Source organism: Campylobacter sp. JMF_04 NA10, from assembly GCF_027737655.1.
Classification (GTDB): Bacteria; Campylobacterota; Campylobacteria; order Campylobacterales; family Campylobacteraceae; genus Campylobacter_B.
On the sequence record NZ_JAOVTZ010000001.1, the window covers coordinates 80,645 to 94,921 of the forward strand.

Here is a 14,277-nt window from a genome sequence, read left to right on the forward strand (position 1 = left end):
ATTTAAATTTTAAAATTTTAATCCACTGCCTTTAAATTATCAGCGATTACAAAGGCAAGTTCGAGCGCTTGATCAGCGTTTAGGCGCGGATCGCACTGGGTTTCGTAGCGCTCTTTTAGCGTCTCTTCGGTTACATTAAACGCCCCGCCTGTGCATTCTGTGACATCTTGGCCTGTCATTTCTAGGTGGATTCCGCCAGCTTTCGTCCCCTCGGCCTTGTGGATTTCAAAGAAGCTTTGAACCTCTTTTAAAATCATATCGAACTCGCGCGTTTTGTAATTGCCCGCTTTGACGGTGTTTCCGTGCATAGGATCGATACTGTATAAAATTTCCCTGCCCTCGCTTTTTAGCTCGCGCAGTATTTTTGGCAGTCTATCGCCGATTTTATCTGCGCCCATACGGATGATGATATTTAGCCTGCCAGCCTCGTTTTCTGGATTTAGCGCGTCAGCTAAGCGCAAAATATCCTCTGCACTAGCGTTTGGTCCGATTTTTACGCCGATAGGGTTTTTGATACCGCTCATAAAATGCACATGTGCATCACCGACTCCCCTAGTACGCTCGCCTATCCAAACCATGTGCGCCGAGCAGTCATACCAATCCCCGCTCGTGCTGTCTATACGCGTCAAACACTCTTCGTAATTTAGCAAAAGCGCCTCGTGCGAAGTGTAAAATTTCGTCTCATTTAGCGTTGGTGCGCTTTGTGTATTTATGCCGCATGCGTCCATAAATTTCAGCGCATTTGAAATAGAATCGCTTAGAGCGTTGAATTTCGCCTGCAACTCAGCCCTTTTCAAAAAGCCCAAATTCCACTTATGCACCTCGTGCAGATTGGCTAGACCACCGCGTGAAAACGCACGCAAAAGGTTCATCGTAGCTGCACTTTGATGATATGCCTCGATCATACGCTCTGGATTTGGCACGCGCGCAGCTTCGTTAAACTCAAAGCCATTTATGATATCGCCACGATAGCTAGGAAGCTTCACACCGCCGACCTCTTCGTAATCACTGCTGCGAGGTTTGGCAAACTGACCTGCTAGGCGTCCGACCTTTACGATAGGCTTGCCAGCGGCGAAGGTCATTACAATCGCCATTTGAAGCATTACCTTAAACATATCGCGGATATTGTTTGCGCTAAAATTTGCAAAACTCTCAGCGCAATCCCCACCTTGAAGCAAAAACGCCTCGCCCCTTGTAGCTCTGGCAAGATCGCTTTTTAAAGATCTGACCTCGCCAGCAAAAACTAGCGGCGGGAAGTTATAGAGCCTTTCTTTGACGGCCTCGACTGCGCCCATATCAGGGTATGTGGGCTGCTGTAAGATATTGAAATTTTTCCAAGACGATCTATCCCAACTCATAAATTCTCCTTTTTTGGTTTTAAAAATTTTGCCATTATACCTAAATATGACTAAATTTCATTTCAAAAATATAAATTTACTCCTAAATTTCACGCCAAAAATAAGCAGTTATTAATCAATTAAATTTTAAAATGCAAGCCTTTTAAATCAATCACAAATTTAAGGAATTTTATGAAAGACGACCGCACAAAAGGGCTAATAATCGCGTTTTTGACCTTTTTTATGTGGGGTGTTTTTCCGATTTATTTCAAATTTATCCAAGATGTAGATGCTACGCAAATTTTAGCGCACAGAATTTTTTGGTCCTTTGTTTTGCTTTTTTTATTTTTGTTTTTTACAAAAAAGCTAAAAAATATCTCGCTTTTGTTATCAGATCGCAAAAAGGCATTGGCGCTTCTTTGCACAGGCTGTTTGATTAGCATAAATTGGGGCATTTTTATCTGGGCGGTAAATTTGGGCGATATTTTATCCACGAGCCTAGGATATTTCATAAACCCCCTATTATCGGTGCTTTTGGGCGCAATTTTTCTAAAAGAACGGCTAAGCCTAGCAGGGAGGGTTTCGCTATTTTTGGCATTTTTGGCGATCTGCGTGCAAATTTACGCACTTGGCAGACTGCCATTTGTATCGCTGATTTTGCCGACAAGTTTCGCATTTTATGGATTAATTCGCAAAAAAATCGCCGTGCCTAGCTTCGAGGGGCTGTTTTGCGAGACCACGCTCATGCTCCCGCTTGCGTGCGCGTATTTGGGCTTTTGTGCGTATTCGGGCACTAGCGCATTTGGGGCACACAGCACCGGCGCACTGCTCGCATTTAGCGGAGTTATCACGGTTTTGCCACTAATTACCTTCGCGATTTCTACTGCGTATTTGCCGCTTTCGACAATCGGATTTATGCAGTATCTTAGCCCCTCGATGAGCATGCTAATCGCTGTGTTTTTATACGGTGAGGAGCTTAGTTTTTACAAAATTTTCAGCTTTTCGCTCATTTGGCTAGGGCTTGCGATAGTGGGATTTGATAGCTTAAAAAGGAGGAAAAATGGTTAATATAACGCTGATTTTGGCGGTTTTTTTGATAGTAGGTTTTATCGTTTATTCGCAGGTAATGCGCGCAGCCTCGCGCGCCGATATGATAGAAGAAGTGCCAAATAACGCCAAATATCTGAGCTTTTGCGACATACTTGACGGAGAAATTTTAGCTTTGCAAAATTTAGAGCTAAAAGACGAGAGCCAAAGGGACGAAGCACTCGATGAAATCGCAAATCTTAGCAAGGAATTAGTCTTTATCCAAACCATGCACAAAAATAATCAAAGCCCCGAAATTTGGGAGGAAAAGCTCTTTAAATTTTTGCAAAAATGTGAGGGCGTGATTTTAAAATACGCCAAAGAGGGCGAAAAAATCGCCGATAATTGGCGAGAAAAACTAGGAAGTGAGTTTGCGAAATTAGTCTAAATTTAGAAATTTAGACTAATTTTGGCTTTGCAAATTTTCAAGTGCGCTAAAAATCGCAAGCGCATTTTCTTGCGTGGCTTTAAAATCCGCGATTTTGGCTAAATTTTCCTCGAAAATTTGCGCAATCTGCGCGCTAAAATCTGAGTAAATTTTATCCACAAACGAGCTAGACCCTACGAAGTCATTTTCGAACTCATAGTAATGAAGTCCCCCTAAAACCGCCTTTTCAAAATCCTCATAAGATGGATAAAAAAGCTGATAAAGTCCCGGTTCTTCCTCGTAATCGCTGATTGATTTCGCGATTTTGTTTGCTATGAAATTTGCGCTTAGGGTCACGGCGTTTGTGTAGTTTGAGGCGATTTTTATCATAATTTGCTCGAAAAACAGCGCGATTTTTTGGCATATTTGAAAAACAGCCCTCTCGCCGTCTTTTAAAAACAGCCCATAGACTTCGCTTGCGATTTTAGCGATGTTTGAAGCCTCTATGATAGAGGCTAAATCGCTTTGGCGCTCGTAGTTTTCAAACCTACCTTTAAATAGCAAAATTTCCCTCTCAAACCCCGCATAAATGCGCTCTATCGCCTCGCTCATGGCGTTTTGCGTTTTGACTAGCTCGCCTTTGAAACGGCGAAAAATCACATTTAGCCTATCGTCGTTGTAAATCAGCTTCGAAAGCGCGGCGTCAGTGTTGAAATACGGCGCCTCGTAGGCTACTTTTTCGTATCCCTTCGAGGTTTGCGTGCCAAAAAAGCTCTTTTTCGTCTGCGTCGCGCTCACAAAATACTCGTTTTGCTTCGAGCTTAGGGCTTCTTGCATGGTTTGAGCGATAAATTTCGAGGTCTCTTTAATCGAAGCGTAAATTTTGCTAAATTCCTCTTTGTAAATTTCGCGCTCACTAGCGCAAAATTCGGCGATTTTATCTTTGTTTGAAGCGATAATTTTTTCTAAAATTTTATGTATTTCCAAATACCCTGCCCGCTCGTTTTTAAGCTCGGCAAGTATGAAATTTAGCCTAGATTTGGCAAAGCTAATGCGGTTTTTATCAAGCTCGTCTAAAAACTTTCTAACCTCACTAAACCCGCTGTTTTGGCTATCACCAGCTTTTTCTAGCTTTGATGAGATTGGCACGATAGAGGCGAAATTCGCACCAAAAATCGTTTTAGCGTAATTATGCACACGCTCGATTTCTTCGGCGCCAAGCCTATCTTTTTGGCTTAAAATAGCAATGGAGTTTTTGCTTAAAAATTTTGGCAAAAGCGAAATTTGAGCTGTTTCGCTCTTTCTAGCGGCGTTGTCGATAAGTGAGATCCAAAGCACACCAAAAACCTCGTCGAAAATCTCCAAAGTTTCCCTAGTGTCGGCGTTCGAGCGCGAATTTAGCCCTGGGGTGTCGATGAAATTTATCTTTTTCAAAAGCTCGTGTGGCAAAAACATATTTATATTTTTGATATCTTTTAGCTCCCGCCTTTGATCGACGAAATCCGAAATTTGCGAGCTTTCTAAGGTTTGGGTGTAGCCGTTTTTATACGCTACGCTCATCATTTCATAAGGGGCATATTTGATATGAGTAGCCTTGGCAGTAACTGGCACGACGCCAGTTGGCAAAACTTCGCTAGAAAGCAAGGTGTTTAAAAATGTCGATTTACCACTGCTAAACTGCCCCACAACCGCGATTTTAAGAGGCTCAGACTCGACGAGCAAAATTTCATCTAAAACCTTGCTTAAATGCGCGCTAGGGTGCAGACTCGGGTCTTTTAGCTCGCCCACAGCCCTGCTCATATCGCCCCAAAATCCCTGCTTCGTGCTGGGTAAAAATTTCGCCCTATACTCGCTGATAAATTCCCTTAGCATTGCTCGATCCTTTTAATTAATCCATTTACCAAATTTATTTTTTCTCGCACCAATCGCGCGTTTTTGGCGATTTGCTCGGCGTTTTCATCGCCTGCTTTAAGCGCGCTTTCAAGCTCACTTTGGCGCAAATCTAGGCTAGATTTTTTGCTAGCAAAAAGGGCTAGGACATTTTCTTTAAACTCCGCAGTGCAGGTTTTGGCGATGTTTTCGAAGCTAGATTTTAAATTTAGCTTAGCGAAAAACTCGCTAAATAGCGCGTCAAAACTCGCCGATAATGCGCCAAAATCGCTGTTTTTGCGCACGATTTCACGCAGGCTTTCGTTAAATTTAGCGAAATTTGGCTGGGCGAAATTTTCGTCCATGTATTTTTTCGTGTCAAATTTAAGCGAATTTACCTCGCTAAAATCGCTTCCTAAAAGCTCTTTGATATCAGAAATATCGCGCGAAATCTTTTGCGAAAACGAGCGGAAAATGTCCGTGATGACATCTTTAACGCCAGAGTTTGCGATGACTTCTAGCCGCGAAAAATCGATCTGCTTTTTATTTTTTTTCGAGTAATTTATGTCGGTTAAAACCCTGTCTTTAATCGTCAAAATCGCTGATTTTAGCGGCGCAAAAAGCGTGCTATCATCGTAGCTAAGCTTGCTAATCGCGCCAGTTAAATCGTTTTTTAGCTTAGCCAAATTTGCATTTAGCGCGCTAATTTCGGCGTTTATATTCTCACATTTTTGGGCTAGCTCGCTTTTATTCGCGCTAAAATCGGCGTTTTGCTCCTGCAAATCAGCCAAATACGCCTCGCAAATCAGCGATAACTCTTTTTTGTATGAAGATAAAATTTCATCTGCTTTGGCTGAATTTTCGCCGAAAAATCGCTCGAAAAGATGAGATTTCAGCTCGCCAATACCCCGTCCGCTGTGGCTATCTATGCAAAAATAACTCACATTTTCTATCAGCCCCTCATCGAACCCAAACGCCCCAAGCTCCTCGCAAATACTAGCCCTAGCGTATCTTAGCGCATCGATTAGCTCGGTCTGGCTAAGCAAATCAGCGTGGGTTAAAACCACAATGAGCGAGTTGTTTTTCGAGCTTTTTAGGGTGCTAGCGATAAAGCTCATATCCTTTTTGGTCGAGCTTTGAGAGGCGTTCATTAGGTGGATTATCGCGTCGCTTGAAAACATAAAGTTTTTCGTCAGCTCCTCGCGCAAAACCACGCTATCGTCCAGACCTGGGGTATCGACAACGGTGATTTTATCGCTTAGAAAATCGCTTTTTATACCAAGTTCGATAAATTTGATAAATTTTGAAATTTCATACTTGGCAGAGGTGAATTCTTGCAGTTTTTCTGGCTCGATTATGGCTTCGCTTTGGTTTTGAAATTTCGAGCGAAATTCCTGCGCAAAACCCAAAATTTCAAGCTCCTCATCATCGTAGAATTTGACCTTAGCATAAGGCTTATCGCTACCTTTAAGAAGCGTTAAATTCGCCGTTTCAGGGATATTTGAAGTCCCTAAAATATCAAATCCCAAAAGGCGATTTAGCATGCTGGATTTCCCAGCGTTGATTACGCCAGTAACCGAGAGTGTGAAATTTGCATCTTTGGCGTTTAATTTGGCGGTATTTGTGCGCGCAAAGAGTGAATTTTCAAATTCGCTCGCGCAAACGAGAAAACCTGCACCTGGATTTGTATCTGAATTTTCGCTCGCATTTTCGCTCGCGCTAGTATTCAAATACTCGCCCAAATTTGCGCCTAAATTTGCGTCCGCACGCGCGCCAGTATCCGCGCCTGAAACCAAATTTGCAAGTTCATCTTCGCTTTTGGCGCTCAAAAGTGCTTTTAGCTCATCGCTAATAATATCCAAACTCTCTAATTTGCCGTAAAATGCGAAATTTGCGGGCGAATTTAGGGTTTCATTTTCACTCAAATCGCTTTGAAGTTGAAGCAAAAATTTTGAAATTTCATCATACTCGCTTTTGCTAATAATTCCCTCTTTGCTTAAATTTTCAACCATCATCAAAACGCTTAATTTGGAAATTTTAAGTTTGCAAATCGCATTAATTGCGCCGATTTGCAGGGACTGAATCGCATAGATTCCAATCTCTTCGCCAAGCTCTTTTAAAATTTCTCTAAAACTTTGCAACGATTTAAATTTTTCGAAATTTTGCGAATTTGTGCATAACATAAGCGCAGCGATATCGCTAGGCATAGTGCGAGTTAGGCTCTCATCGATAAAAAGCCTCTTTGAACCCCAAATTTTACTCATAAAATTATTCATAAACTACCTTTTTTGGGTTGAAATGGTTAGAAATTTGATAAGTTTTGCAATAAAATTTCAAAATTTTATAAAAGTAGAAAGACGCCTGCAAAAATTTTGCAAGCGTCATAGGATTATTTGCCTTTTGCAGCAAGTTTTCTACGCATATAAGCAATGCGAGATTGTAATGGAAGGTGTTTAGGGCAGTTGTCTTCGCAACCTAGCAAACTCATACAACCAAACACACCGTCATCATCGCCGATTAACTCGTAGAAATCATCGTCTGTTCTGTTATCAAGAGCGTCGATTTTAAATCTAGCTACGCGGTTGATACCAACAGCACCGATAAAATCCTCTCTCATAATCGCAGTTCCGCATGCTGCCACACAGATACCGCACTCGATACAACGATCTAGCTCGAAAACCTCTTGTGCTACTTCTGGTTCGACTTTTTCCTCTAATTTAGAGATGTCAGTTACATGGTCAGTGTGGATCCAGCTCTCGACTCTCTTACTCATCGCGTTCATCCAGTTACCTGTATCTACGCTCAAATCTTTTAGTAGTTTGAATACAGGAAGTGGCATAAGCTCGATAACGCCCTCTGGATAGTCTTTTGTTAGTGTGCGACAAGCAAGTGCTGGCTTACCATTGACTAACATACCGCAGCTACCGCAGATACCAGCACGACATACGAAGTCGAAGCTTAGCTCTGGGTCAAATTTTTCGCGGATGACATTAAGTGCGATAAATAGTGTCATACCATCTGTTTCTTCAAGCTCATAAGTCGCAAAGTGAGGTTTAGAAACCTTGCTTAGCGGATTAAATTTAAACGCTTTAATTGTGATTTTTCTACTCATATCCTATACCTGCTCTTTCATTTGGTGCTTTATATTTTGGTTGCAACTCATAATGCATTAGTGCTTCTTGGATTTCATAGCGTCCTCTGCCCTCTGATTCCATTTTTGCTCTAATGTCATCAACTTCTTTTTGGCGTTTAGCACTATCTGGGTGCTCGATAATGTTACCCTTAGCGCCATAACCACGGAACGCTGGTGGGATTTCCATTTTCATAATATCTAGTGGCTCGTAAGTTAGAGTTGGCAATGTATCGCCGTCTTTCCAAGTCGCTAGTGTGCGTTTTAGCCAGTTTGCGTCATCGCGTTTTGTGAAGTCTTCGCGGTAGTGAGCGCCACGGCTCTCTGTGCGATCTAGTGCGCCTTTTGCAACGCAAAGTGCAAGTTTAAGCATCATAGGAACACGATAAGCCTCTTCTAGCTCTGGGTTTCCAAATAGCTCTTTGTTTGAAATTTTAACATTTGTTGATTCTTTGTAAAGCTCTTCTAGCTCTTTTACAGCTTTTGCCAAGCCCTCGCCTGTGCGGAAAATCGCAACATGTTCCCACATGATATCTTTCATTTTGTTTTTGATCTCAAATACATTGTATTTGCCGTCTTTATCAAGTAGGCTTTGTAGGTAAGCTTGTGATTTATTTACAAATTTTTCAATTGAAGTTGTTTTGATATCGATTTCGTGGCTTGCGCAGAAATCTGCGAAGTAATCACCTACAATCATACCAGCGACAACTGTCTCAGAAACTGAGTTTCCACCCAAGCGGTTGAATCCGTGCATATCCCAGCATGCAGCCTCACCAGCTGAGAATAGACCTGCTAGTGTTGGGCTTTCGCCTGTTGCTTTTGTTTTGATTCCACCCATTGAGTAGTGTTGCATTGGAAGGATTGGAGCCCAACCTTTGCCTCTTTTGCGACCATTTTCATCTGTATAAGTCTCTGTATCAGCTGGATCGATACCGTTGAAAATTTGGCAAATTTCTTGAACATCGCGAAGGTTTTTCTCAATATGCTCGCGACCCAAGATAGAAATATCAAGCCAAACATGGTATCCATAAGGGCTAGGAACACCTTTACCATTTCTGATGTGCTCCATAATACGGCGTGAAACAACATCGCGGCTAGCTAGTTCTTTTTTCTCTGGTTCATAATCAGGCATAAAGCGATATCCATCGACATCACGCAAGATACCACCATCACCACGGCAACCCTCAGTTAGCAAGATACCACTTGGAACGATTGGAGTTGGGTGGAATTGAACTGCTTCCATATTTCCTAATTGAGCTACGCCTGTTTCTAGTGCGATAGCAGCACCAGTTCCCTCACAAACAACAGCGTTTGTAGTGTGGCGATATACACGACCGTAACCACCAGTTGCGATTAGTGTGCCTTTTGCAACATAAGCTGTAAGCTCGCCAGTTACTAAATCGCGAACAATCGCGCCATAACAGCGGTTGTTTTCGTGGATTAGAGCGATTGCTTCTTTTCTATCGTGGATATCGACATTGTGTTTTAATGCCTCGTTTGCAACAGCAAAAAGCATAGTGTGACCAGTAGCGTCAGCTGTGTAGCAAGTTCTCCATTTTTTTGTTCCACCAAAATCACGGCTGTGAATTAGACCATGAACTTCTTCTTTTTCTTCGATTGTTGTTTTTTGAGCGTTGATAATCGCGCTTCTTTTACCTTTTGTGATACGAGTCCATGGAACGCCCCACGCAGCTAGCTCACGAATAGCTTTTGGAGCTGTTTGAGCAAACATTCTAGCTACATCTTGATCGCAACCCCAGTCGCTACCTTTTACGGTATCAGCGAAATGCACATCTTCATTATCGCCTTCACTCATTTTAGAATTACCAAGACTTGCTTGCATACCACCTTGTGCTGCTGCTGAGTGCGAGCGTTTAACAGGAATAAGGCTTAAAACTACTGTGCTAAGCCCTTTTTCGCCAGCAGCTACCGCAGCGCGTAGGCCTGCAAGCCCACCACCGATAACTAATGCATCATAATATTTAACATTCATATTTCAATTCCCTATTTTATAAATTTACACCGATTTTGATAAATGCAGCCAAAGATAAAAGACCTAAAATTAAGAAGAAAGCTGAAACAATCCATTTTAATTTTTTAAGTTTTTTACGACTTTCTTTTGCATCAGGACCTTCGAAAATACCCCATTTAACGCATAGTCTGTATAAACCAATGCTACCGTGAAGTTCAACAGCGAAAAGCAATACTAGGTAGAACAACCACATAAAATGGCTTACTACACGAGCACCTGACATATCACCTGAAATTTTATCAGAGTTTGTGATGATGAAAATAAGGTGTGCAGCACCCAAGAAGAACATAATAAAGCCAGTGATTGCTTGAACCCACCAAAGTGAAGTATCTTCGTGTTTGAAGCGTTTCATGTGAGCACGATATGATTGCCATTGGCGGAAATTGATTGGCATTTTTCTCATACCTAGCGCAGCGTGAATAAAGAAAATGATAAATACAGCAAGAGCTAAGAAAGATGTAATATAGCTCATAGAAGGGCTGTCGCTCAAAAATCTTAATTCTAAGAATTCAACAACTTTGGTAAAAAAGTCTCCACCGAACAATACAGTAGAAACAAACATCATATGCACCCACATAAATAGACCCAAAATTCCACCACTGATACTTTGGATTAAGTCTAGGCGCGCTGGCATACGGCTTTTTGTGCGATCCGTGCGGATACCTAAGAAGCCTTCGATTTGCTCGCTCATGAGCTCTCCTTATAGAAAATTAGTTAGTTAAATTACTAACAATTTGTAAATTTAACTTTAACAGGACATTATAGTATTTTTTAACTTTAAGTAAAGTTAATTACGCCCTATTAGTTGAAATTTCAAAGAAATTTTTAATATAACACCCGCCAAAAACATAACGAGCGATAAAATTTGCCCCATTGAAAATCCAGCGATTACAAACCCAATCCCAGCGTCTGGTTCTCTGAAAAATTCGCTCACAAAGCGCATAAATGTGTATAAAATAGCATAGTTGCAAATCAGTTCGCCGTCGAATTTCTTAAATTTCCTACTAAAAAACAAAATCACAAAAATCAAAATTCCTTCGAGCAAACCCTCGTAAATTTGGCTAGGGTGGCGAAGCACACCATCTACAAAAATCCCCCAGCTCACATCAGTTGCGCGCCCGATTAGCTCTTGGTTTAAAAAATTCCCAATCCGCCCGAAAAAATACCCAAGCGGCACGCTAAGCGCGACAAGATCGAGTAGCGCCCACTGGTTTTGGGCGTGGCGACGGCAAAACGCTATTGTGGCGATGATAAATCCAACCACCGCCCCGTGGTAACTCATACCGCGAATTCCGATAAATTCGCCATTATAAAAAGGGTTGAAAATTTGCCACGGGTGAGTGAAATACCACAGCGCCTCGCCTGAATAAATCGCGATATATCCGAGCCTAGCGCCCAAAATCACGCCGATTTCGACCCAGATGAAATAATTATCCAGCACCGCACTGCTAAATTTCAGCCCGTCGCGCTTAGCAATCCATTTGGCCATAAAGAGTGCGATTAGCAGGGCCAAAACATACATTATGCCATACCAATGCACGCTAAAACCAGCGATGCTAAACGCAACTGGGTCAAATTTTTCGTAAATGTGGTTCCAAAATTCCAACTCTCGCCCCTAATTAAATTTGTAAATTTGGCTAAATTTTAAGCCCCAAGCTATTTTTCACAACCACGCAAAAATCCGCCAAAAAATACCCAAACGCCTTGTAATAATCGCTTTTAGCATTGATTTGCAAATGTCCAGCTAGCCCACGCAGGCTTGGCATGATAAAATTCGTCAAATACTCGCCCAAAATATTGTGCGATTTTTCGTTTATATCTTGCTTGAAAATCATCGCCAACAGCCCTAGCATGTTTGCAGCGTGTGTATCTGGCAAATCCGCAAATGGCTTTTTGAAGCGACATTTTTCATAAAAAACGCTTACTTCACTCGCACTTATTAGCTTGAAATAGCTCATATCAAAGGCCTCTTTGAGATTTTCAAAATCAGCGCAAATGGCCTCATAATCGCTATCTTTAACCCTCGCCCAAAGCTCTTGGCCCTTTTTGTTTTCTGGATTTTCGTTGATTATAATCCATTTGCTAGCAAGTTTTTCGAAATTTTCCTTGCTTATCGCGCCCTTAAAATTCGTCGCGAAAATTATACACATAACCGAATAAAGTTCCCCTACTTTCATGTTTTCTCCTTAAATTTCACTAGCTTTTTTAATTTTTTCTACACCAAATTTTGACCAAATTTGATTCATTGATTTATCTAAACTTTGGCGTTTTTTATCGATTTCATCGAAAAGCAGCGTCGCGCACTCTGCGCTATTTGCGCCAAAATTTGATAAATTTAGCGACACATGAATTATCGCATCGCCCCTATGCACATCAATAGCCTCGAAAAGCAAAAGCGCCGTCTCATCGAGCAAATCTAGGCTAAAAGGTCTATGCTGGCTAAGCCTTTTAGAGCTCTCATCGCGCGATTTGTAGCGGATTTTGACCTCGTATGTCAGCGGGTTTAGCCCACCCTCTAAAACCTCGCTAGCTAGGTGGCGAGAGAGGATTTTAATGCGCCTTTTGATCTCGTCCCTATCGAAACACGGCTCGAAACTGCGCCCAAGACCGATACTTTTGCGCTCCCTGCTAACCTGCACCCGCTCGCTCGTATCGCCACTGATTTGAGCGAAAATTTGCTCGCCGTTTTTGCCCATTTTTTCGAAAATTTCTCTATGTCCCCACGCGTCGCCAATACTTTTAATTCCGTATTTTGCGAGCGTTTTTTGCATAGATTTTCCCACACCTGGGAATTTTGAAATTTCGACATCTCTAAGCTCGGTTTTAAGGCGCGAGATGGGTATTTCACGCACCCCAAAAGGCTTGGCTAAATCAGTGGCGAGCTTGGCGATAAATTTCGCCTCGCTTAGCCCCACGCTGCTAGGAAGCCCGAATTTCGCCTTGATTTCGCTTTGCAAAAATAGCGCAAACTCGCGCGCGTTTTCGTTGTATTTCGTGCCACGCAAATCCAAAAAAAACTCATCAACGCTAAATTTTTCGATTTCTGGCGTGAAATTTAGCAAAAATTTGTAAATTTGGTTTGAAATCTTGCCATACACGCCATGCTTTGCCGCGTCCAGCACTAGCTCTGGACAGGCTAGAAGCGCCATTTTTAGGGGTTGCGCTGAATGCACGCCAAATTTTCTAGCCTCGTAACTAGCGCTTAAAACCACACCTTTTTGCAAGGATTTTAGCCTTTTTTGCTCATCGCCGAAATTTTGCAAATTTTGCTCTTTTTGGGCTTGAATTTTAAAATTTTCCGCTCTCTCATCAAAGTGAAATTTCGCCCCAAAGCCCTCATCTTTATTAGCGAAAATTTCCTCATTATTTCCGCCGATAACTGCGACAGGAACTCCGCTAAGAGCGGGATTTATCAGCCTTGCGACAGATACGAAAAAGCAGTCTAAATCGATATGCGCTATCAAACTATATCTATCCCAAATCCACTAAGTCCAGCGTATTCCTTCGGGCTGGAATTTGACAGAATTTTGATTTTTTTGATCCCCAAATGCGCTAAAATCTGCGCCCCGATACCATAGCTTTTGAAATCGCCCTTGTGTGAAGCCGAATTTAGCGCCACAATCACGCCACCACTCGTGCTTAAAATTTCTAAATTTTGCATAAAATCATCGTAATTTTCATCTTGCATAAACTCTAAATCACTTGAAATTTTATGAAATTTTACATTGCAAATTTCGCCAATTTCGCCGAAAATAAAGACTTTGTGAGCGTTGTCATCGTGGTCTGTGATTTCGCAAACTCTGCAAGGCTTACCGCAAATTTTACCCTCGCTAAATTCGCCAAATTTAACCAAAGTTTCGTGTTTTAATCTGTATTCGACGATTTGGGCGATTGAAATCATATTTATGCCAAATTTTTCGCAGAATTTCTCCAAATCATCGCGTCTTGCCATTGTGCCGTCTTCATTTACGATCTCGCAAATCACCGCACTTGGCGCGATTCCAGCGAGCTTGCACAAATCCACAGAGCCCTCAGTGTGGCCTGTGCGCACGAGCACTCCGCCTTTTTTGGCGATGAGCGGATTTATGTGGCCAGGGCGCACGAAGTCGCTTGGGGTGGAGTTTGGGCGCGCCATAAGCTCGATTGTCATATTTCGCTCATACGCGCTAACGCCCGTGGTTGCGTCTTTTGCGTCGATTGTGATAGTAAATGCCGTCTCGTGAGAAGAGGTGTTTTTATCGACCATTAGGGGCAAATCTAGCCTTTTGGCGATTTCCTCGTCCAGTGCGACGCAAACCACGCCACGAGCGTGTGTGATAGCGAAATTTACCTTCTCCGCGCTCGTAAAAGTCGCAGGAAAAATCAAATCGCCCTCATTTTCGCGATCAACATCATCGACCATGACAATCATCTTGCCATTTTTCATATCTTGTATAGCTTGTTCTACGCTAACCAT

Annotated in this window: 11 protein-coding genes and 1 pseudogene; 2 read left to right on the plus strand and 10 right to left on the minus strand. The window is 42.2% G+C overall.

The window, feature by feature from the left end:
* Positions 1-17: 17 nt before the first annotated feature.
* Complete coding sequence (locus OFO12_RS00410; RefSeq protein WP_270869066.1) at positions 18-1,358, minus strand: class II 3-deoxy-7-phosphoheptulonate synthase; 1,341 nt, start codon at positions 1,356-1,358, stop codon at positions 18-20.
* Positions 1,359-1,529: 171 nt separating this feature from the next.
* On the opposite strand from OFO12_RS00410, the gene rarD reads away from it, so the two are divergent.
* Positions 1,530-2,405 (plus strand): EamA family transporter RarD, encoded by an 876-nt coding sequence (gene rarD, locus OFO12_RS00415; protein WP_270861973.1) that lies wholly within the window; start codon positions 1,530-1,532, stop codon positions 2,403-2,405.
* A complete protein-coding gene (locus OFO12_RS00420; protein ID WP_270861974.1) occupies positions 2,398-2,811 on the plus strand; it encodes a hypothetical protein in 414 nt (137 codons plus the stop codon). The genes rarD and OFO12_RS00420 overlap by 8 nt, the downstream gene beginning before the upstream one ends.
* A 15-nt stretch (positions 2,812-2,826) precedes the next feature.
* On the opposite strand, the gene OFO12_RS00425 is transcribed toward OFO12_RS00420, so the two are convergent.
* The 9 genes and pseudogenes from OFO12_RS00425 to OFO12_RS00465 all read right to left on the minus strand — a co-directional run bounded on the left by OFO12_RS00425 (position 2,827) and on the right by OFO12_RS00465 (position 14,277).
* On the minus strand, positions 2,827-4,662 hold the full coding sequence (locus tag OFO12_RS00425; RefSeq protein WP_270869067.1) for a dynamin family protein: 1,836 nt from the start codon (positions 4,660-4,662) through the stop codon (positions 2,827-2,829).
* Positions 4,656-6,935, minus strand: a complete 2,280-nt coding sequence (locus tag OFO12_RS00430) for a dynamin family protein (RefSeq protein WP_270869068.1) — start codon at positions 6,933-6,935, stop codon at positions 4,656-4,658. Before OFO12_RS00430 ends, OFO12_RS00425 begins: the two co-directional genes overlap by 7 nt.
* A gap of 113 nt (positions 6,936-7,048) precedes the next feature.
* A complete protein-coding gene (locus OFO12_RS00435) occupies positions 7,049-7,771 on the minus strand; it encodes a fumarate reductase iron-sulfur subunit (protein ID WP_270858184.1) in 723 nt (240 codons plus the stop codon).
* On the minus strand, positions 7,764-9,782 hold the full coding sequence (locus OFO12_RS00440) for a fumarate reductase flavoprotein subunit (protein WP_270858185.1): 2,019 nt from the start codon (positions 9,780-9,782) through the stop codon (positions 7,764-7,766). The genes OFO12_RS00435 and OFO12_RS00440 overlap by 8 nt, the downstream gene beginning before the upstream one ends.
* A 28-nt stretch (positions 9,783-9,810) precedes the next feature.
* Positions 9,811-10,512 (minus strand): annotated as a pseudogene (locus OFO12_RS00445) (fumarate reductase cytochrome b subunit); the annotation flags it as partial.
* Positions 10,513-10,608: 96 nt separating this feature from the next.
* On the minus strand, positions 10,609-11,427 hold the full coding sequence (gene lgt, locus OFO12_RS00450) for a prolipoprotein diacylglyceryl transferase (protein ID WP_270865149.1): 819 nt from the start codon (positions 11,425-11,427) through the stop codon (positions 10,609-10,611).
* Between the two features lie 31 nt (positions 11,428-11,458).
* Positions 11,459-11,998, minus strand: coding sequence for a hypothetical protein (locus OFO12_RS00455; RefSeq protein WP_270869069.1), 540 nt, complete (start codon positions 11,996-11,998; stop codon positions 11,459-11,461).
* Positions 11,999-12,007: 9 nt separating this feature from the next.
* Positions 12,008-13,285, minus strand: a complete 1,278-nt coding sequence (locus OFO12_RS00460) for a DNA polymerase Y family protein (RefSeq protein WP_270869070.1) — start codon at positions 13,283-13,285, stop codon at positions 12,008-12,010.
* Entirely contained in the window at positions 13,282-14,277 is a 996-nt protein-coding gene (locus OFO12_RS00465) for a bifunctional 3,4-dihydroxy-2-butanone 4-phosphate synthase/GTP cyclohydrolase II (RefSeq protein ID WP_270869071.1), read from the minus strand. Before OFO12_RS00465 ends, OFO12_RS00460 begins: the two co-directional genes overlap by 4 nt.

Excerpts from the sequence above, each read along its gene's own strand:
- OFO12_RS00410 (WP_270869066.1), bottom strand. The coding sequence starts at position 1,358 with ATGAGTTGGGATAGATCGTCTTGGAAAAATTTCAATATCTTACAGCAG.
- rarD (WP_270861973.1), top strand. The coding sequence starts at position 1,530 with ATGAAAGACGACCGCACAAAAGGGCTAATAATCGCGTTTTTGACCTTT.
- OFO12_RS00420 (WP_270861974.1), top strand. The coding sequence starts at position 2,398 with ATGGTTAATATAACGCTGATTTTGGCGGTTTTTTTGATAGTAGGTTTT.
- OFO12_RS00425 (WP_270869067.1), bottom strand. The coding sequence starts at position 4,662 with ATGCTAAGGGAATTTATCAGCGAGTATAGGGCGAAATTTTTACCCAGC.
- OFO12_RS00430 (WP_270869068.1), bottom strand. The coding sequence starts at position 6,935 with ATGAATAATTTTATGAGTAAAATTTGGGGTTCAAAGAGGCTTTTTATC.
- OFO12_RS00435 (WP_270858184.1), bottom strand. The coding sequence starts at position 7,771 with ATGAGTAGAAAAATCACAATTAAAGCGTTTAAATTTAATCCGCTAAGC.
- OFO12_RS00440 (WP_270858185.1), bottom strand. The coding sequence starts at position 9,782 with ATGAATGTTAAATATTATGATGCATTAGTTATCGGTGGTGGGCTTGCA.
- OFO12_RS00455 (WP_270869069.1), bottom strand. The coding sequence starts at position 11,998 with ATGAAAGTAGGGGAACTTTATTCGGTTATGTGTATAATTTTCGCGACG.
- OFO12_RS00465 (WP_270869071.1), bottom strand. The coding sequence starts at position 14,277 with ATGGTTAGCGTAGAACAAGCTATACAAGATATGAAAAATGGCAAGATG.